20 protein-coding genes are annotated in these 18,354 nt (G+C 26.5%); 17 read left to right on the top strand and 3 right to left on the bottom strand.

The window, feature by feature from the left end; translation table 11 throughout:
- The first annotated feature begins 429 nt into the window (after positions 1-429).
- The 4 genes from ACSIGC_RS01975 (at position 430) to ACSIGC_RS01990 (ending at position 4,419) form a co-directional block, all read left to right on the top strand.
- Entirely contained in the window at positions 430-1,557 is a 1,128-nt protein-coding gene (locus ACSIGC_RS01975; RefSeq protein ID WP_442266502.1) for a methionine aminotransferase, read from the top strand.
- A 134-nt stretch (positions 1,558-1,691) separates the two neighbouring features.
- On the top strand, positions 1,692-2,318 hold the full coding sequence (locus ACSIGC_RS01980) for a Crp/Fnr family transcriptional regulator (protein ID WP_442266503.1): 627 nt from the start codon (positions 1,692-1,694) through the stop codon (positions 2,316-2,318).
- Between the two features lie 408 nt (positions 2,319-2,726).
- Positions 2,727-4,139 carry an MBL fold metallo-hydrolase gene (locus tag ACSIGC_RS01985; RefSeq protein ID WP_442266504.1) on the top strand — a complete coding sequence of 471 codons (1,413 nt, stop codon included), beginning with the start codon at positions 2,727-2,729 and terminating at the stop codon, positions 4,137-4,139.
- A gap of 7 nt (positions 4,140-4,146) precedes the next feature.
- The gene (locus ACSIGC_RS01990) at positions 4,147-4,419 is read left to right on the top strand and encodes a heavy-metal-associated domain-containing protein (RefSeq protein ID WP_442266505.1); all 273 of its coding nucleotides are present in this window, start codon (positions 4,147-4,149) and stop codon (positions 4,417-4,419) included.
- Between the two features lie 45 nt (positions 4,420-4,464).
- Here the strand turns inward: ACSIGC_RS01990 and ACSIGC_RS01995 are convergent, their stop codons facing one another.
- Positions 4,465-5,799 (bottom strand): alkaline phosphatase D family protein, encoded by a 1,335-nt coding sequence (locus ACSIGC_RS01995; RefSeq protein ID WP_442266506.1) that lies wholly within the window; start codon positions 5,797-5,799, stop codon positions 4,465-4,467.
- A gap of 366 nt (positions 5,800-6,165) precedes the next feature.
- Between ACSIGC_RS01995 and ACSIGC_RS02000 the strand changes: the two genes are divergently transcribed.
- The 8 genes from ACSIGC_RS02000 (at position 6,166) to ACSIGC_RS02035 (ending at position 11,068) form a co-directional block, all read left to right on the top strand.
- Complete coding sequence (locus ACSIGC_RS02000) at positions 6,166-6,504, top strand: hypothetical protein (RefSeq protein ID WP_442266507.1); 339 nt, start codon at positions 6,166-6,168, stop codon at positions 6,502-6,504.
- A 61-nt stretch (positions 6,505-6,565) separates the two neighbouring features.
- On the top strand, positions 6,566-7,057 hold the full coding sequence (locus ACSIGC_RS02005) for a mechanosensitive ion channel domain-containing protein (protein ID WP_442266508.1): 492 nt from the start codon (positions 6,566-6,568) through the stop codon (positions 7,055-7,057).
- Between the two features lie 14 nt (positions 7,058-7,071).
- Positions 7,072-7,839, top strand: a complete 768-nt coding sequence (locus tag ACSIGC_RS02010; RefSeq protein WP_442266509.1) for an RMD1 family protein — start codon at positions 7,072-7,074, stop codon at positions 7,837-7,839.
- 243 nt (positions 7,840-8,082) lie between these two features.
- Complete coding sequence (locus ACSIGC_RS02015) at positions 8,083-8,493, top strand: VOC family protein (RefSeq protein ID WP_442266510.1); 411 nt, start codon at positions 8,083-8,085, stop codon at positions 8,491-8,493.
- 20 nt (positions 8,494-8,513) lie between these two features.
- A complete protein-coding gene (locus ACSIGC_RS02020; RefSeq protein WP_442266511.1) occupies positions 8,514-9,344 on the top strand; it encodes a universal stress protein in 831 nt (276 codons plus the stop codon).
- The gene (locus ACSIGC_RS02025; protein ID WP_442266512.1) at positions 9,344-9,754 is read left to right on the top strand and encodes a hypothetical protein; all 411 of its coding nucleotides are present in this window, start codon (positions 9,344-9,346) and stop codon (positions 9,752-9,754) included. Before ACSIGC_RS02020 ends, ACSIGC_RS02025 begins: the two co-directional genes overlap by 1 nt.
- Positions 9,751-10,806 (top strand): magnesium/cobalt transporter CorA, encoded by a 1,056-nt coding sequence (corA, locus tag ACSIGC_RS02030; protein ID WP_442266513.1) that lies wholly within the window; start codon positions 9,751-9,753, stop codon positions 10,804-10,806. The genes ACSIGC_RS02025 and corA overlap by 4 nt, the downstream gene beginning before the upstream one ends.
- A gap of 121 nt (positions 10,807-10,927) precedes the next feature.
- Positions 10,928-11,068 (top strand): hypothetical protein, encoded by a 141-nt coding sequence (locus ACSIGC_RS02035; protein WP_442266514.1) that lies wholly within the window; start codon positions 10,928-10,930, stop codon positions 11,066-11,068.
- A gap of 579 nt (positions 11,069-11,647) precedes the next feature.
- On the opposite strand, the gene ACSIGC_RS02040 is transcribed toward ACSIGC_RS02035, so the two are convergent.
- Entirely contained in the window at positions 11,648-11,842 is a 195-nt protein-coding gene (locus ACSIGC_RS02040) for a hypothetical protein (RefSeq protein WP_299886925.1), read from the bottom strand.
- Between the two features lie 140 nt (positions 11,843-11,982).
- On the opposite strand from ACSIGC_RS02040, the gene ACSIGC_RS02045 reads away from it, so the two are divergent.
- Genes ACSIGC_RS02045 through ACSIGC_RS02065 form a run of 5 tightly spaced genes read left to right on the top strand, consistent with a single transcriptional unit; the run spans position 11,983 to position 16,644 of the window.
- Positions 11,983-12,201 carry a helix-turn-helix domain-containing protein gene (locus tag ACSIGC_RS02045; RefSeq protein ID WP_442266515.1) on the top strand — a complete coding sequence of 73 codons (219 nt, stop codon included), beginning with the start codon at positions 11,983-11,985 and terminating at the stop codon, positions 12,199-12,201.
- 2 nt (positions 12,202-12,203) lie between these two features.
- A complete protein-coding gene (locus ACSIGC_RS02050) occupies positions 12,204-13,310 on the top strand; it encodes a DNA cytosine methyltransferase (protein ID WP_442266516.1) in 1,107 nt (368 codons plus the stop codon).
- Positions 13,310-15,433 (top strand): sensor histidine kinase, encoded by a 2,124-nt coding sequence (locus tag ACSIGC_RS02055; protein ID WP_442266517.1) that lies wholly within the window; start codon positions 13,310-13,312, stop codon positions 15,431-15,433. Before ACSIGC_RS02050 ends, ACSIGC_RS02055 begins: the two co-directional genes overlap by 1 nt.
- A 6-nt stretch (positions 15,434-15,439) precedes the next feature.
- A complete protein-coding gene (locus tag ACSIGC_RS02060) occupies positions 15,440-16,036 on the top strand; it encodes a response regulator (RefSeq protein WP_442266518.1) in 597 nt (198 codons plus the stop codon).
- The gene (locus ACSIGC_RS02065) at positions 16,036-16,644 is read left to right on the top strand and encodes a hypothetical protein (protein ID WP_442266519.1); all 609 of its coding nucleotides are present in this window, start codon (positions 16,036-16,038) and stop codon (positions 16,642-16,644) included. Before ACSIGC_RS02060 ends, ACSIGC_RS02065 begins: the two co-directional genes overlap by 1 nt.
- Before the next feature lie 851 nt (positions 16,645-17,495).
- Here ACSIGC_RS02065 and ACSIGC_RS02070 read toward each other — a convergent pair.
- On the bottom strand, positions 17,496-18,338 hold the full coding sequence (locus ACSIGC_RS02070; protein WP_442266520.1) for a universal stress protein: 843 nt from the start codon (positions 18,336-18,338) through the stop codon (positions 17,496-17,498).
- Between the last annotated feature and the right edge of the window lie 16 nt (positions 18,339-18,354).

Here is an 18,354-nt window from a genome sequence, read left to right on the forward strand (position 1 = left end):
ACTTTAAATTTTTTTTATTGTCTAAATAAATGTGTTTTGATTGCTATTGGGGGATATGTAATGGATAAACACTAGTGGAGAAAATCTCAAACTTGAGGTTTTCTTCGCTTTACAATTATAAAATTCATACATCAAAAAAACAGTGTTTTTCCTGTTTTGTTTAACTTTAAGTTAAAAAAAGTTTAACTAAATTTGTTAATATCGTGATAAAGGTAGCATTAGCTTCATTATTAATATGTTACCATAGGTTTTCCAATTTATTTCACTATTGTTTGTTTTGGGGGAAATAACCAATAGTGTTACAAAACCTAGAAGATTATAAGAACTTCCGAAAAGATGGAAGTTCTTTTTTATTTATAAAAATTATGTAAAATAAAATTCAAGTTTCATTATCAATGTGGTATTTTCGTGTAAACAGATAGAATTTTTATGTCTAAATTACCTAATGTTACTTCAAGTATATTCTCTGTAATGTCGCAATTGGCGAATCAACATCATGCTATTAATTTATCTCAAGGATTTCCAAACTTCCCTGTAGATGAAAAATTATTGCAAATATCAGAACGTTTGTTAACAACAAATATTCATCAATATACACCTATGATTGGTTTACCAGCTTTACTTAAAAAAGTAGCTTTTCTTACTGAGAAAAATTATCAAAGAAAGGTAGATATACAATCAGAAATGTTAATTACTTCTGGAGCTACTCAAGGAATTTACACAACAATTAATGCTTTAGTAAAAAATGGAGATGAAGTAATTATTTTAGATCCTAGTTATGATAGTTATGTACCATCTGTTAAAGTAGCTGGAGGTCTACCAGTTAGAGTATCTTTAAATGAAGATTACTCTCCTAATTTTAATAAAATAGCAGCAGCAATTACTTCTAAAACTAAATTAATCATTATAAACAATCCTCATAATCCAACAGGAAAAATATGGAATGAAACTGATTTTACAGATTTTGAGGCTTTATTAGATTTGCACCCTAAAATCAATTTATTGAGTGATGAAGTTTATGAATATATTTCTTTTAAGCACCAACATATATCGGTTAACAACAGACCTAAACTAATTAATAGATCTATTATTGTTTCTTCTTTTGGAAAATCTTTGCACGTTACAGGTTGGAAAGTAGGGTATTTGATAGCTCCTGAAAACTTAATGAAAGAGATAAAAAAAATACATCAATTTCTAGTTTTTAGTGTAAATAGTATAGCACAACATGCAATTTCTGAATATTTAGATATTGTAAATTTTGAAAATATAGCTAAAATGTATGCTAAAAAGAAAGAGTTATTTCAAGAACAGTTAAAACATAGCAGATTTGAAATTTTACCTTCAGAAGGAACTTATTTTCAACTCGTAAATTATAAAAATATTAGCACCAAAAATGATGTCGATTTTGCAAAGGAATTAATTGTTAAGCATGGAGTAGCAGCAATACCAATCTCTGTATTTTATAAAAGTCCATCAAACAAATGTATACTGAGATTTTGTTTTGCAAAAACAGATACTACTTTAATTGAATCAGGTAAAAAACTAATTCAAGTATAGTTGTTGTTTTTAAAAAACTTGTAACATCGGTAACAAATAAAACTGTTGTAAAATTGTAATTTTGTATAATAATTGAATCTTTAATTCAAAGATTTTATTTTTTTTAATAACTTTTTCACTTAAAATCTTCAAAAATGATTAATGAAATCAAAGATATATTTGGCAATACACTAGAAGACGAATTATTATTTGAAATTAATCAAGTAGCTACATATAAAGAGGTTTTGGCAGGAAATAAGATTATTGAAATAGGTGATTATATTCGATCAATGCCTTTATTATTATCTGGAGCTATTAAAGTTTTAAGGGAAGATAACGAAGGAGATGAACTTTTATTATATTTTTTAGAAAGAGGAGATACTTGTGCAATGACACTTACTTGTTGTTTAGGTCAATCAAAAAGTAAAGTTAGAGCTGTAGCAGAAACAGATGTTAAACTTGTGATGATACCTATTAGAAAAATAGAAGAGTGGTCGGGTAAATACAGAAGTTGGAGAAGTTTTATTTTTGACAGCTATCATAATAGATTAAATGAAATGCTATATGCAATTGATAATATTGCATTTTTAAAAATGGATGAAAGATTACTTAAATACTTAGAGGAAAAAGCACGTATTTTTAAAGATGGTATTATTAAAAATACTCATCAAGAAATAGCTTATGAACTACATACCTCTAGAGTTGTTATTTCTAGATTATTAAAAAAATTAGAAAATTTAGGAAAATTAGAGTTACATAGAAACTATATTCTAATGAAATAATTCCTTATGTTACAAATGTTACTGAAATTCTTAAAAAGAAAAAATACTTTAGATAAAAATAAATTTATACTTAGTACTATTTTTAAGTTATAAAGAAAAATTATTTTTTTAAAAAATAGTACTTGTAACTATATTAAGAATTTAAATAAAATTTGGTTCCCTAAAGGTATGGTATGTACAATGATTGCTGAATCATTATCAGTTCCTGATTACATACAGCTTTTCCCCCAATAAAATAGTATATACCATAAAGGGAACTTAATAATTTAGCTTACAATAACAAACATTTCGTTTACAAACCACTTTAATATTTAAATTTTTAGGAAGTTACTTATGTGAATTTTCTCAATTATAATGAATTGTAGAAGAATGAACTGAAGATTAAATGTAATTAAAAAGATTATTTAAATGAAAGTAGAACAAATATATACAGGTTGCTTAGCACAAGGAGCATATTATATAGAAAGTAACAACGAAGTTGCTATTATTGATCCATTAAGAGATGTTTCTCCATATATTGAAAGAGCAAAAAAGGATAAAGCAAAAATAAAATATATTTTTGAAACTCATTTTCATGCAGATTTTGTTAGTGGGCATATAACTTTAGCAAAAGAAACGTCTGCACCTATAATTTATGGACCTAAAGCAAATCCAAGTTTTAATGCTATCATAGCAAAAGATAAACAATCTTTCAAATTAGGGAAAGTAACAATTACAGTACTTCATACACCTGGACATACTTTAGAAAGTTCTGTATTTCTTTTAAAAGATGAAAATGGTAAAGATCATGCTATTTTTACTGGTGATACTCTGTTTTTAGGAGATGTTGGCCGTCCAGATTTAGCACAAAAAGCTACAGATTTAACAAAAGAAGATTTAGCTGGTTTGTTATTTGAAAGTTTAAGAAATAAAATTTTACCATTAGCTGATGATGTAATTGTTTATCCCGCACACGGAGCAGGTTCTGCTTGCGGAAAAAATTTAAGTAAAGAAACAACAGATACTTTAGGTAATCAAAAGAAAACAAATTATGCTTTGCGTAAAAATATGAGTAAAGATGAGTTTATAAAAGAAGTTACGGATGGATTGTTGCCACCTCCAAAATATTTTCCAGCAAATGTAAAAATGAATAAGGAAGGATATGAAGATTTTGATCAAATTTTAAAGAGAAGTACTAAAGCTTTATCTCCAGTAGAATTTGAGTTTTTAGCTAATGAAACAGAAGCATTAATTTTAGATGTTCGTTATCAAAATGATTATGTAAATGGTCATATTCCAAGGTCTATTTTTATAGGTTTAGATGGAACTTTTGCTCCATGGGTTGGTGCATTAATTGCAGATGTAAAGCAACCAATTTTATTAGTAGCTCCATTGGGAAGAGAAGAAGAAGCTATAGAAAGATTATCAAGAGTTGGTTTTGATAATGTTTTAGGATATTTAAAAGGAAGTTTTTTGTCGTGGAAAAGTATTGGTAATGAGTTTGATATAGTTGTTTCTATTGAAGCAGAAAAACTTAAAAATATTCAAAATTCATTTGAAGAAATATCTGTTTTTGATGTAAGAAAATCTTCAGAATTTTTATCAGAACATATGATTGGAGCTAAAAATTCACCTTTGGAGTATTTAAATGACTATTTAAACAATTTCCCTTTAAATAAAACTTTTTATTTACATTGTGCAGGTGGTTACAGAAGTATTATAGCAGCATCAATTTTAAAAAGTAGAGGCATACATAATCTAATTGATATTAGAGGTGGGTTTAAAGCTATTAAATTGGCTGAAATAGAAGTGTCAAAATATATTTGTCCATCTAAATTATAAAAAAATCATGAAAAAATATACTATTGTTATTCAAAATTTAAAGTGTTCTGGATGTTCAAATACAATAAAAAATAAGTTAAATAAAGTGCACAATATTTCTGAAGTAAGTATCGATATTGAAAATTCTATAGTTAGTTTTCGTTATAAAAATGATAATGATATAATTTCGGTAAAAAAAATACTATCAAACCTAGGATATCCTGACGAAAACGATACCAATTCTATAGGTAAAAAAGTTAAATCATTCATTAGCTGTGCTAATGGAAAGATGAATAATTAAGTTTAACACTTAAAAAAAAGTGATGGTAAATTACCATCACTTTTTTTACTTTTTATATTTCAAATCATTAGCTTTTATATTCTTACTCCACAATTCATTTCCGTTTTTATCTAATATTTTGATATTTAAAACACGGTTTTTTCGTGGTCCACTAACATTTAACATTCCAAAGTTGTGTTTTCCAACTAACGTTTCCTCTAATTTATAAACATTGTTTTCTTCTTTGCTAGGATGAGACCCGGAAGTAAGAGGAGAACAAGTTAAATCATATAAAGGATAAACTCGATCACTTTCTTTCATTTTACTCAATCCAGTATGATGACGATCACCATCTAAAAAAATAACTCCTTCAATTTTAGCTTCTCTAATTTTTCTTATTAAATATGCTCTTTCTTCTGGAAAAGTTGCATAATTTTCATGCATGGCTTCAGAACTTAAAACTTGACAACCAATAGCGATAAACTTAAATGGTGCTCTACTAGATGATAAAGCATTAATTAACCAATCAATTTGATCTTTACCCAACATTTCACGTTTTTCAGTAAAGTTTTTATTAGCTGTTCTATAATATCGATTATCTAGCAAGAAAAAATCTAAATCTCCCCATTGAAAAGATCCAGTAATACCACCATTATTTAATGCGTCATAATTTGGATTTCCCCAAAAGAGTTTAAACATTTCTACTGCAGTATTTTTTAAAGGAAAGCTACCATCTGAATCATTAGGACCAAAATCATGATCATCCCAAATTGCATAATTATGTGTTGAAGCTAATAAAGGTTGTAATTCTTTTAAAGATCTTGTATGTGTATATCTATGTAAAAAACCAGTACGAGTATTCCAATCTGCTTCTCTCAAGTAAGTATTATCACCTAACCATAGCATGAAATCGGGTTTCTGTTTATAAATGCTAGTGAATATTTCGTAATTACTTCCGTAAGGTTTACCAGGCCTATCAAAACGAGGTTCGTTAACATAAGTACAACTACCAATAGCAAAATTAATTTCAGGAGGATCTGTTCTCCATTGCCAAAGTGTTTGAGACTGAAATTCTAGAGGATAATTTCTTTTAACTTTTTTACCATTTAAATATATTTCATAAATATATTGTTTACCTGGTAAAACTTTGTCAGCTATTAAACTAGCTACAAATCCATTTTTCTTTTCAGTTATATATTTTTCAGTTTGAAAGCGTTTTTTCGGATTTTCTTTATCGAAATATTCAAAATGAACTTCCGAAGATTTTTTTGTTTGTATCCATAATAGAACTTCTCTCATGGTAGAGTATCCTACCATTGGACCAGATTGAATTTTATCCTGTGCAAAACTTATTGAATTTATAACAAATACTAATACAATAAGTATAACTTTTTTAGTCATGAATAATAATGATTATTGTGCTTTAACAAAGTTAAATTTATTTGTGGATATATCATATTTTTATGAAGGTATGATTTTTAAAAAAACGCACAAAGACTAAGTTGAAATTTGTTTAATTAAATTATTTTTCTAAACCTCTGTTATTCAATACTTTAAATATGTGGTTTTACTAATAAAATTAATTATGTTTTTTTTATTTTTAATTTAAAAAGAAGTATTTTTGATAGTATAAATTTACGCCTATGTAACATCATTTTCTTTAATGCTACGAGCATAATTAACACTTAGTTTTTGCTAAAAGTTTCTTGGACTTGTTGTAGCTAATATCCAAGATCAAATTAAATTATAATTTAAAAAATAAAGAAAATGATGAAGTCAACAATTTTAAAATCAATTTTCACAGTATTTCTATCTCTAACTTTAATGGCTAGTGCTATTTTACATGATACAACAAACGATATTAAAGTAAAAGCTACTTTTGAAGGTTATGATGAAATGGGATATAATTTTTCATATAAAGTAAAAGAAATTCAATCAACATTAATTTTCGAGGAAATTAAAGAAGAATTTATAGAAAAATATGATTTAGAAGGAGAAACATATGTAGGTAAAACTTTTGAACTAAAATACGCAATAATTGAATCTACAGATGATGATTCTGATGAAGAAATTTTAGTATTAAAATCTCTAAAATTATTAGAATAAACCTTAATAAATAAAAAAACCTCGTTTATTTAATAAATGAGGTTTTATTACAAAACAAGAAATGCATACAATAATTATAAAAATTTCAGTTCTTTTAATAATACTTTTAACTATTATTAACATTACTAAAAAATTAACAAAAACCTATATAACTAAAAATGCTATTGAACCGCACAGAAGAAAACTAATTTTAAATTTATTTTATTTAGTTTATTTTTTATCGGCATTTTTTATCCTCTTACTTATTTTAGGAATAGAGTTTAAACAGTTTGGCGTTTTCGCTTCATCTATTTTAGCAGTTCTTGGAGTAGGTTTTTTTGCTCAATGGTCTATGCTTTCTAATTTGACTGCTAGTGTAATCCTTTTCTTTTATCATCCTATGCGAATAGGAAATACAGTTAAAATACTAGATAAAGAATATGATTTAACAGGAGAAATAAAAGATATTACAGGATTTTATGTATTACTTTATATTCCTGAAACTAAAAAACAAATAACAATACCCAATATTGTTATGTTATATAAAGGAATAGAGCTTAAAGGCAAAGATTAATAACAGAGAATAATATGAATTTATCTGTTAAAGCTTATCATTTAGAAAAACGATTAGAGCTTTCAGAGATTAGAGCTCTTTTCCCTAATTTTTTTATAGAAAAAAGGGAGCATACGTTTTTGTTATATAAGAGAGAATCAAACTCTTATATATACATAAAAGATTATGGAAGTATAGTCTTTTTTAATTGTAATGAATTATTAATAGTTCAAGTCATTCATAGAATCTTGAATAAAGAAATTGATATAAAAAAACTTCCTTCAGAAAGTTATAAATTGTCTTTATCCAGTGCAAATGATGTTGATTTTGGAATAATTAATGTACAAAAAATAAATTCAGACATTGTTCATATCATTTGTTTGAATTTAGCTCAATCTGTAGCTTTAATGAATTATGTAGATAAAGCTTCAGATTTACATGAAAAAACACTAGTATACTCTAAACAACTAGAACTTACAGGAACTTTTAAATTATCAAGAAAAAGAATGAGAAAATTTATTGGTAAAACAATGAATATGAAAAATAATATAGCTGAAGATTTATTTGTTTTTGAGGTTCCAGAATTAGCTTGGAATGATAAAAACCTTTCTTTATTAGATTATAAATTAAGAGATGAATTAGATATAGTTAAAAGACATCATGGAATTATTAATAGCTTAGATGTAATTAAAGAAAACTTAGATTTATTTAGAGATATCTTAAATCATCGATATAGTAGTATGTTAGAATGGATTATTATCATTTTAATTTTGTTCGAAGTAATTAAAATGCTTTTCTATTAAACAACTTTATAAATTAACTAGGAGGGAAGCCTCAATTTTTTTAAGAATATTATACTTATTTTCAATCTAAATAATAGTCAATAATTTAAATTGTAAACTAATTAATAATAAAAGCTTAAATTTAGAAAAGCTGGAAATCTAATTTTATCTGTTGGATAAAAGTTAAAAATGATTATTAATTATTGATGCTTTTAAGCGATGAAGTTTTTATCATGCAAAAGCTACAAATTAAAAATTTAATACATGAATACTAATTTTCACATATCATTACCTTGTAAAAATTTAAAAGAAACCATAAAATTTTATACTCAAGATATAGGAATTGAAGAGGGTAGAAGTAATGGAGAATGGGTTGATTTTAATTTATATGGATGTCAATTAACATTTGTAACTGTTGATAGTTTCAAATTTGATTATCCGTATTATAAATTAGAAAATGAAAAATTGCCATCTTTTCATTTTGGAGTCATTTTAGATAGTGATGAATGGGAAATGCTACATGATAAAATTAATAGATGGTCTATGGATACCATCGTAAAGAAAACTTTTTTTGAAGATAAAAATGGTGAGCAAAATTCATTTTTTGTAGAAGACCCTAATGGTTATTTTATAGAATTCAAAACATTTAAAGAACCAGATGAAATTTTCATATAATTTTATATAAATGCTAAAAAATGAAAAACATTTTAATTCCTTATGATTTTTCGGAAGCTGCAGTTAATGCACTTAATTATACAAAGAAATTCTTTGAAATAGAAAGAGTAAATGTTTTTTTATTAGATGTTTACATAGGAGAAAGATCTTATTTACTGAGTGAAGAATATAATAAAGGTTGGTTTAACCAAATGGATGATAAAATTGAAGATGAGTTAAAATATTTGGTTGAAATTCTAAACAGAGAAAGTAAAGGTATTAATTATCATGCTATTGTAGATTCAAATTCTTTAACTAATGCAGTGAAAGAAGCTATTAGAGAAGAAAAAATAGATTTAATTATTAGTGGAACAAAAGGAGCCAAAAGTTTAGCACAAACTTTTATAGGAACTAATACTGTTAAAATAATTAATGCTATTAATACCACACCAATATTAGTTATACCAACAAATTATAAATACAAAAAAATTGATAGAATTATATTTTCTACAAACTATAAAAGAGCTTTTAATAAAAAAGAACTTTTTGCTTTATTAAAGTTTAGTAAAATGAAACAATGTGCTGTAGAAATTGTAAACCTTTCAGTAGAAGAAGCACTAACAAACAAACAGCGAACACATAAAGTAAAATTAAGAGAAATATTACAAGATGTTAATACATCATTTGTAAAATTAGATTGGGAAGATTCTGAAACAGAAACTATACAAAAATATGCTGAAGAATCTAAAGGTCAGTTATTAGCTTTTATTAATCATCACTATAACTTTTTTAATAATTTATTGAGCGAAAATGTTATTAAAAAAATAACATTTTCAAGTCATATTCCTTTGTTAATTTTACCAGAAATATAATGAAAAGCGTATCATTTACTAAAGATTTTTACATTGCAATTTCAAATTTATTTTATTCATTTTCTATGATAGATAATACAATGTCTGTTAAAGAAAAAAAGGAAATTATTTGGGCGGTTAAAGAAGAATGGGCTACGAATGAATATGGTTTTGATAGTGAAGAACTTATTTATGAAACCATAAGAAATCTAATTAAAAACAAAGTTTTAGCTGAAAAAGCATTTGATCATTTTAAAACTTATTTTATAGCAAATGAAAAATTATTTTATAAAGAAATTAATCATGAACTTTTAGAAGATTGCCATAAGATATGTAATGCAGATCATGGTAAAAATAAGTCAGAATTAATTCTATTAACTAAACTACATAAATTAGTTCAGATCAGAAATGCAAAGAAATATATTAAATGAGATTTGTAGTCGAACAAAAAAATAAAGCAGATATTCCTGGAAAACCAATTTTTATAGGTGTAAAAAAACAGAATGAAATACAGATCGACTTAATTGCTTATAATGAAGAAAAATTTGTTGAAGTAGAAATTGAAGATATTTCAGAAATTTCTACTTATTTATCGATTTATAAGAATGTGTGGATAAATGTTAATGGTATACATGATGTAGAACAAATAAAAACAATTTGTACATTATTTAATATTCATACTTTACGAATAGAAGATATTGTGAATACTGGATCACGATCAAAATCTTACTTTGAAGAAGATTATATTTTTACTTTAATAAAAATGATGTTTCTAAATAAAGATCAAACATTACATGCAGAACAACTCTCCTTAATTTTAACACAACAAGTTTTATTAACATTTCAAGAAAAAGAAGGAGATGTTTTTGATCCTATTAGAGAAAGAATTAGAAATAAAAAAGGAAGAGTTAGAAGTACTAGTTTAAGTTATTTAAAATATTGTTTATTAGATGTTATTGTAGACAATTACAATAGTTTAATTGAAATTTTTGGAGAAAATGTTGAAAATTTAGAGGATCGTATTTTATTACATCCAAGTAAACATATTCTTGAAGATATTAATAAAAACAAGATAGAACTTAATTATTTTAAGAAAAATATAAGACCAGCTAGAGAAACCATAAGCAATTTTAAGAATTTTAAATCACATTTAATTACAAAAAAAGAACAACCATACTTTAACGATTTAAATGAGCTTATACATAGAGTATACGATACTTTAGAAAATTATAAGAATATGTTAAGTGAGCAGTTAACAGTGTATTCAACTAATGTTAATTTTAAACTTAATGAAATTATGAAACTCCTAACCATATTTTCCGTTGTATTTATACCTATAACATTTATTGTTGGAGTTTATGGAACAAACTTTAATAATATTCCCGAGTTAAAACTAAAATATGGTTATTTCCTAATGTGGGCAATAATAGTAATAGTGACAGTCTCTATGTTAATTTTTTTTAAAAAGAAAAAATGGTTTTAACAACATTATAACAAAGTATTGACACTTTGACAGTCTTTCATTTTCAGATTTTAATTGGCATAAAATTAGTCCTTTTCAAAAAAAATGATTTACTAATTTTTAAAATTTAAATTCTTGAATTATGAAAAAAACTAAAGTAAAATTTCTAGGTAAGGAAAAAGGAAATTTTAAAATAAAATTTCCATATTTAAAAGTACCAGTAATAGTTAATGAATATTATTATAAACGAATGTTAAATAGTGACGAGTTCAAATTTATTTAGTTTTTCAAATTAGTTGTCTCTAAAGATGTTTAGAGATTTTTAGAATTGTTTTTTAATAATTCTTTCTCTAAACCTCACTAATTATTAGTGAGGTTTTACATTTCTTAATAAAGAAATCTTAATCCGTGAGAATCGCGTATTTGATTTTTTAATTACTCAAATACTGAATATTAAAATGAATTACATCAGTTTATGGGATTTTTTACATAGTATTGAGAATTTATACTTACGAATAAACTTAACGTGTCGTAAAATGGCTGTAACATAATTACTCACAGGTTTATATTGTTTTAGAGGATTTCGTGAATCTCCTAAAGCCGATTTGTTTGACGATATAAAACACTAGCGTGTTAGTTATATCTACAATTATGTTAAATACACAGTATACGCCATTATACTTATATAATAAATTTGCACTATAATGTTCTGCGTTATGTTACTTTGCTTTGGGAAAAAGCTTTTACAAGCAATATTTTTCTTGGATTTTTTTTCTTTCTAAAAGTTTCTTTAAAAATGTAATGGAATACTCTTTTTGCAGAAAGGGCATAGGAGTGGAGGCAAAATGTGTATGGAATGGTTTTATTTCTTGCCTGTTGAATAATTAACTCTCTTTTTAAAATCTATAATCTCATCTTTGAGTTTTTTATTCGCGTTTTCTATGAGCTCATTTTGGAGCTTCATAACTCTAAGTAAATCGTGAATTGCGTTTAAATTATCTAATTGAGTGTAAACAACACGTTCTAAATCTGCTTTTGTATATCTTGAATTACCCATAAGTTGTATCTTTTTAAGATTAAATGTTCTGTTTTTCGGAACAAATATATCAAAAAACAGACAAAATAAAAATTAACTGTTTAGAAAATCGGAATAAACTGTCTTAATTTTTACATTTATAATCTAAAAAACGGACAAAAATGACTGATTTAGGACTTTATTTATCAAGGAAATCTGTAAACAGGTCTGATGTATCTCGGAAAACTGGAATCAGTAAAACGAGATTGAGTGAATTGTCAAATAATAAAAGGACAAAACTTAGAGCTAGTGAATTGTATTTAATAGCATTGGCTATTGATGTAGAGCCTTGCGAAATATTTGAAGAAGTCTGTAAAAAATTAAAACTTGTCGAGAAATAACTATGGATATTTTAATTGAAGACAAATTACAATTAAGTACTGACTTAAATAATACCTCAAGAAATATTCTAGGATGTGATATTTTTAGTGGGGCAGGAGGGATGAGTCTCGGTGCAGAGATGGCTGGAATTAATATTTCTTTTGCTGTTGAAAATGATAAATATGCAGCGGATACTTTCATTAAAAATCATAAATCATCGAAAGTTATTGTAGAGGACATAAGAAAAGTTAAACCAACAGAATTAATTTCTAAAAATCCATTTGTTTTATTTGGAGGACCTCCTTGTCAAGGTTTTTCTTTATCCAATACAGTTACCAGAAATTCTAAAAATGAAAAGAATAGTTTATTTGAGGAGTTTTTAAGATTTATTGAGGAGCTAGAGCCACAATGGTGTGTTTTCGAAAATGTTGAAGGTTTCAGAAGTTTTCAAAAAGGTAAGGTCGTTAAAATTTTAAAGAAACGGTTGGAAGACTTAGGCTATACTGTAAATTTCGATGTTTTATTAGCATCAGATTATGGTGTCCCGCAAGACAGAAAACGCTTTTTTATGGTAGGAAATAGAAAAGGAATAAAGTTTGACTTTCCAGAACCATTGACCAATAAGTTTACAGTTGCAGATGCAATATTGGATTTACCAAGCTTACAAAATGGTGATTATATAGCATCATTACCTTATAAGAGTTTAGCAAATAATGAGTTTGCAGAAGCTATGAGAACGAATTCTAATTTTTCGACACAAAACTATGTTTCAAGAAATAGAGATTATGTTTTAGAGAGATATAAACATATTAAGCAAGGTCAAAATTGGAAGGCAATTCCAGATGAATTAATGAAAAACTATGCCGATAAAAATAATTGCCATTCAGGTATTTATAAACGTCTAGATTCTGAAAAACCATCTATAGTGATTTCAAATTACAGAAAAAATATGTTAATACACCCTTTTGAAAATAGAGGACTATCAGTTAGAGAAGCAGCTAGATTACAAAGTTTTCCTGATAATTTCATCTTTGAAGGAACACTAATGTATATGCAACAACAAATAGGAAATGCTGTACCTCCTTTACTTGCAAAAGCATTGTTTGAACAGATAAACCAAATGAGTTAATGTCATTAAAAGAAGAGAAATCTATTAAATTTAATTTCGATGTTAGTGCATATAGGCTAATTGGGAGAGAGCTTATTACTGATAGAATAACTGCGTTATTTGAATTGGTTAAGAATGCTTATGATGCAAATGCTGAAAATGTTACTGTAGAGTTTATTGATATAAATCCTCTAACTCCAAATTCAAAAATAGTTATTAAAGATGATGGGATTGGAATGCAGTTTTCTGATATCAAAAACAAATGGATGGTTATTGGGACAAGTAGTAAAAGACGAGAAAGATTATCTCCAGCTCCACACAAAAGAAAAGTTGCAGGAAAAAAGGGAATAGGTAGGTTTGCAGTTGATAAATTAGGAGATAAATTAATCCTAAAGACTCAGAAGAGTGGTAGTTCAGATATTTTGTGTTTAGAGACAGATTGGTCACATTATTCTAAGCTTGAAGATTCTCAACTGAAATTAAGTTTTGAAGATGAAAAGCCTTTTTTTACTGATGTTGAAAATAAATATTGGTATGACACTGGAGACAAAGGAAAACAAGGTACAACATTAGAGATTTCTCAGGTAAATGAAATTTGGACTGAAAGTGATATTAGTAGAGCATTTAAAGAATTATCGAAGTTAGTACCTCCTAATTCAACTATTGCCAATAATTACCCTTTTAACATTACAATAAAATCACCCTATTCAGAATTTGAGAATGTCAAAGTAAAAACTCAATTAATAGATTTTGCAACTAAGAAAATTGAGTTGACGTTTGATAAAAAGAATAAAACTCAGGAGATATTACAATACAAAAAAGGGACTTTAAATAAAATAAATGTTCCTGAAAGACCTTGTGGACTTTTAAAATTAACACTGTATTATTTTGACCTACCTGCAAAAAGGAAATATAAAAAACATTTCAACTCAGAAATTGACGGAATCAAGATATATCGTGATGGCATAATCACTACACCTTTTGCTGAATATGTGGCAGACCAAAACAAACAAAAAGATATACTTGGAATTGATAAAAGAAGATGGTCTGGTTTTTTTGATAGGTTTGGAACAAGAGATTTACTTGGTTATGTAGAGATAACAGATGAAAATAATCCTGAGATAATAGAATCTACTAATAGGCAAGGTTTTGTCGAAAATGAAGCTTGGGAAGAATTAAGGAAGTTTATCATTGAACAAATTGTTCAGTTAGAATCTTATTTTAAAAATGTCAAAAAAGTAGAAAGAGAAAACACTAAATCAAGTTTAGGAACTGCTAATCAGGATCTCAAAACATTAAAAAAAGAAATCGCATCTGTAAAAAAAGATGCTTCTCCTGAAGTGCAGGCTAAACTTAGAAGTATTGAAGCAAATTTAGGTAAGATACAAGGAAGTGTTACAAAAAGTATTAAAGACTATTCCAAATTAGAAAAAGAAAGTAAACAACAAGAAAACTTGTTTATGAGTTTGGTATCACTACAAACCTATGCTGCAATGTTTTCACATATGACAAAGCATACTCTAGGTCATATTTTAACGGGTGCCGAATATTTTTATAATAACTATCCAAATCCAAATTTAGAGAGTCGCTTTATTAGTATATCTAAAAGTATTTATAAAGAAATGCTAAAACTAAGAAAAGGAGTAGATTTTATGCTTAAATATGCTAAATCAGATACAGAACTTGAAGAAATAAATTTAAGAGAATTAATATCTAACCTTTTTAATAACATCTATTATGATAGGCTAATTGAACAAGGCATTAAGACAACCATAGAAATAAAAGATAACTTAATACTAAATTATAATAGAAAAGCTTTAGAAGATATTTTTGACAATCTAATTTCTAACTCAATTAAGGCATTAAAAAATAAAAAAGATAAGGTTATAAAGTGTAGTAGCTTGACATCTAAAAATGAAGTAACTATTTTGTTTTCGGATAATGGAATTGGAATAAAAGAAAAAGATAAGCATAGGATTTTTGATATTTTTTTCACTGATACTGCTGAAGAAGGAGGAGCAGGGATGGGGCTATATATGGTCAAAACAAGAGTAGAAGCTATGCAAGGGAGTATTGAAGTGGTAGATAATGAATTAAAGCCAACAGGCGCAACATTTAATATCACTTTACCCTTTAAAAAATAATAATAAATGGAAGTAACATTTGTAATAATAGATGATAATAAGGAAATTCAAGAGCATCCTTTACTATTTACAATAGAAGATAAATTTAACAACGTTAGGTTTTTTTCTAATCCGCAGGAAGGTTTAGACTATATCAAAGATAATTTAGAAATAAATTTAATCGTCTTATTAGATATTGAATTCTCTAAAGATGATATTTTAAATGGTCACGACTTATTGAAAGAAATTTACTCTAGCTCATCTTTAATCCCTGTTATTCTTTGGAGTGGAATTAATCAAGCAAATGAAGAATTTAGTGACTTTATAAATAATCGAGCTTTTGGTTTTTTAAGTAAAGATTGTTCTATAGCTGAAGCTATGGAAATAATTAACAAAGCATATTTATTTTTAGAAAAAAGCCTGGAAAATTCAATTGAAGATTGGATAATTGAAAGTCCAGAAGATAAAGACAAGCCTATTTATTTTTCTACAGAGGGTGACGCATACTCACTAAATGATATTCTTTTTGAAGTGAGAAATCAAACAGAAATAGGTAAGGACTTTGCACAGAGATTAAATGCACTTACAATCGATTTATTATTAAGAGGTAAAGAGAAGTTATAATGGCGGATACTTTACTTATTACTGACGAAAATGATGTCAGAGCTGGTTTCTTTTTTAACCTATGTAAAGAAGTAATTGAAGATTATTTTGTTAATAATGGAATTCAATTTTCTTCATTAACTAGTCCACAAATACATCATACAGGTATTACTGCATTTGCAAACCCTAAAGAAAGATTTATAATTGGGGCTTTTTCTCACGGTAATTCTGATGCTTTAGTAAGGGGAACTCAGGAATATATTTCAACAGATTTAAACGGTGTAGCTCTTTCTGGGGGGTTTATCTATACATTTGCCTGTAGCACAGGATTAACGCTAGGAGCAGACCTGACAAATGAAAATGGTGTTTTGTGTTATATTGGCTATAAGAAGAAAATTTGGATATGGGATAATAAGTATTTAGATGCTTTCGTAGGTTCTGCAACTATTGGGTTAATTGAATTTTTTAATGGACAAACTACTTATGAAATAATTAACCTAATTAAAGAAAGGATTAATGTAGAGATAGATAAAATCTACAAGTTAAATTACGCAGTAGCTGCAGATTTAAAAAAGAATAGAGATGCATTAGTTATACATGGGATAAATGTATCAATTAACGATTTTTAATTGTATCATATTATGTAAAATAGAGCTTGTTTTATCTGGATGTAGCATTGGCAAAACGGCCTCAGAGAATTTTGGTGAAAACAATAGGTGAAATGAGCGTCCATATTTTAGAGTTTTAGTAATACATATTCTTAATTAATACAAACTTTAAGGCTAATTCAGAACAAGATTAACTAGTTAGAATGTTTTCTAAAATATAGCGAATGAACCGTAATTGTTTCCAAAATTATCTGAAGCCTTGAATTTTTGTTTCTTTTGTTTCAAGACAAAAGATAATGCAAGAAATTAAAAATGCTTAATTGGAACCAAAATGTTAGCAAGTGTATAGAAATTTTAGTGTGGATGATGCGGTAGGAAAATTTTATACTCTTGCGTATAGTTTAACGAAAAGCTCCTGAAAAAAATTACAACGAGAATTCCATATTCAACGAAAATTTAATTTAAAAACGAAATGTAAGCTTTTTGTGCGGCTGTAAGCGTTGGAAAATTGTGTTTAAAAAAATTACTGCGACAGCATAATTATTTTTAAAAAGCAATACATGCGTTTGCGTGCGGCAATTTAACATAGCGGCCAATTATAGTACAAACGAACGAAATGTTTATTGTTAGCAGAAAACCGAACCAATGTTAAATGACCCGAGTACTGAACAATCTTTTAGAAACGTTAACATTCTGGGCTATTTATACATAATATAGAATTATAGCTTACAAATATTTTTGTACTATAATTTATATTATGTTAAATAAAAAATATAATAACATTAATTTTAATAAGAAAAATCCCATGTCAAAAAACAAATAGTTTTGTGTATGAGATTCTTATAAAATTTAAATCTATGAAATAATAAAAGTTAATCAGGTAAAATTAAAAAAGGAATTTTAGTATGGTACCCCATTTTATTTACAACAGATTCGTTCATCCAATTATATAAATCATCATGTTTATAATTAACCATAATTAATAAATCATAAGTTATATTACTTAAATAATCTCTAATATCTTTTTCTGTCGATTTATTTTTTGTAATTAAATTTATTGAATAATTGATGTTTTCAAGATTATATTCTAATACTTTACGATTCTTATTTTCATTATCTGTGAATTCTTTTAAGTTATCAATGTGAATAATCTCTAAATTACATTTATATAATTTACAAAATTCCTTTAAATATCTTAATGATCTTTCAGAATATTCATTTTTAAATGAAGTTGCAAAAGCGATATTTTTGAAATTAAAATTATTAATTTCTGTTGGTACTATCAACAAAGGAACATCAAAAATAGATTTTAATACTTTTACAGTATTACTACCCATAAACATCTCTTTTATACCACTAGCTCCTTTTGTTCCCATCACTACTAAATCAATAGATAATTTTTGAATGGTCTTTTGTACAGATTCAACTAAAGGTTTAGTTATAGCTAATGTCTCGAAAATATGTTCAGAACCTTCAGAAATTCCAGAAATACTTACTAAAATTTCATTTAATTTCGTATTAATCTCCGTTAATTTCTCTTCGTATCTTATTTTACCATCTTTTTTTGAGTTTTTAGTAGTAAAGATTGGATTTTCTACCTCAAATGAATGTAAAATATAAAATTTACATCGCTCATTTTTAAAAAGTTTAATGGTATAAAATAATGCTTCATGTGCATTTATAGAAAAATCAGTGGGTATTAATATTTTCTTCATTTTATTCTTTTTGTTG

Origin of the sequence: Tenacibaculum aquaeponti, assembly GCF_052084715.1 — a bacterium.
In the GTDB taxonomy this organism is placed as follows: domain Bacteria; phylum Bacteroidota; class Bacteroidia; order Flavobacteriales; family Flavobacteriaceae; genus Polaribacter.

What these genes read in the sequence shown, in the direction of transcription:
- ACSIGC_RS01975 (WP_442266502.1), top strand. Translation starts at nt 430, where the DNA reads ATGTCTAAATTACCTAATGTTACTTCAAGTATATTCTCTGTAATGTCG.
- ACSIGC_RS01980 (WP_442266503.1), top strand. Translation starts at nt 1,692, where the DNA reads ATGATTAATGAAATCAAAGATATATTTGGCAATACACTAGAAGACGAA.
- ACSIGC_RS01985 (WP_442266504.1), top strand. Translation starts at nt 2,727, where the DNA reads ATGAAAGTAGAACAAATATATACAGGTTGCTTAGCACAAGGAGCATAT.
- ACSIGC_RS01990 (WP_442266505.1), top strand. Translation starts at nt 4,147, where the DNA reads ATGAAAAAATATACTATTGTTATTCAAAATTTAAAGTGTTCTGGATGT.
- ACSIGC_RS01995 (WP_442266506.1), bottom strand. Translation starts at nt 5,799, where the DNA reads ATGACTAAAAAAGTTATACTTATTGTATTAGTATTTGTTATAAATTCA.
- ACSIGC_RS02000 (WP_442266507.1), top strand. Translation starts at nt 6,166, where the DNA reads ATGATGAAGTCAACAATTTTAAAATCAATTTTCACAGTATTTCTATCT.
- ACSIGC_RS02005 (WP_442266508.1), top strand. Translation starts at nt 6,566, where the DNA reads ATGCATACAATAATTATAAAAATTTCAGTTCTTTTAATAATACTTTTA.
- ACSIGC_RS02010 (WP_442266509.1), top strand. Translation starts at nt 7,072, where the DNA reads ATGAATTTATCTGTTAAAGCTTATCATTTAGAAAAACGATTAGAGCTT.
- ACSIGC_RS02015 (WP_442266510.1), top strand. Translation starts at nt 8,083, where the DNA reads ATGAATACTAATTTTCACATATCATTACCTTGTAAAAATTTAAAAGAA.
- ACSIGC_RS02020 (WP_442266511.1), top strand. Translation starts at nt 8,514, where the DNA reads ATGAAAAACATTTTAATTCCTTATGATTTTTCGGAAGCTGCAGTTAAT.
- ACSIGC_RS02025 (WP_442266512.1), top strand. Translation starts at nt 9,344, where the DNA reads ATGAAAAGCGTATCATTTACTAAAGATTTTTACATTGCAATTTCAAAT.
- corA (WP_442266513.1), top strand. Translation starts at nt 9,751, where the DNA reads ATGAGATTTGTAGTCGAACAAAAAAATAAAGCAGATATTCCTGGAAAA.
- ACSIGC_RS02035 (WP_442266514.1), top strand. Translation starts at nt 10,928, where the DNA reads ATGAAAAAAACTAAAGTAAAATTTCTAGGTAAGGAAAAAGGAAATTTT.
- ACSIGC_RS02040 (WP_299886925.1), bottom strand. Translation starts at nt 11,842, where the DNA reads ATGGGTAATTCAAGATATACAAAAGCAGATTTAGAACGTGTTGTTTAC.
- ACSIGC_RS02045 (WP_442266515.1), top strand. Translation starts at nt 11,983, where the DNA reads ATGACTGATTTAGGACTTTATTTATCAAGGAAATCTGTAAACAGGTCT.
- ACSIGC_RS02050 (WP_442266516.1), top strand. Translation starts at nt 12,204, where the DNA reads ATGGATATTTTAATTGAAGACAAATTACAATTAAGTACTGACTTAAAT.
- ACSIGC_RS02055 (WP_442266517.1), top strand. Translation starts at nt 13,310, where the DNA reads ATGTCATTAAAAGAAGAGAAATCTATTAAATTTAATTTCGATGTTAGT.
- ACSIGC_RS02060 (WP_442266518.1), top strand. Translation starts at nt 15,440, where the DNA reads ATGGAAGTAACATTTGTAATAATAGATGATAATAAGGAAATTCAAGAG.
- ACSIGC_RS02065 (WP_442266519.1), top strand. Translation starts at nt 16,036, where the DNA reads ATGGCGGATACTTTACTTATTACTGACGAAAATGATGTCAGAGCTGGT.
- ACSIGC_RS02070 (WP_442266520.1), bottom strand. Translation starts at nt 18,338, where the DNA reads ATGAAGAAAATATTAATACCCACTGATTTTTCTATAAATGCACATGAA.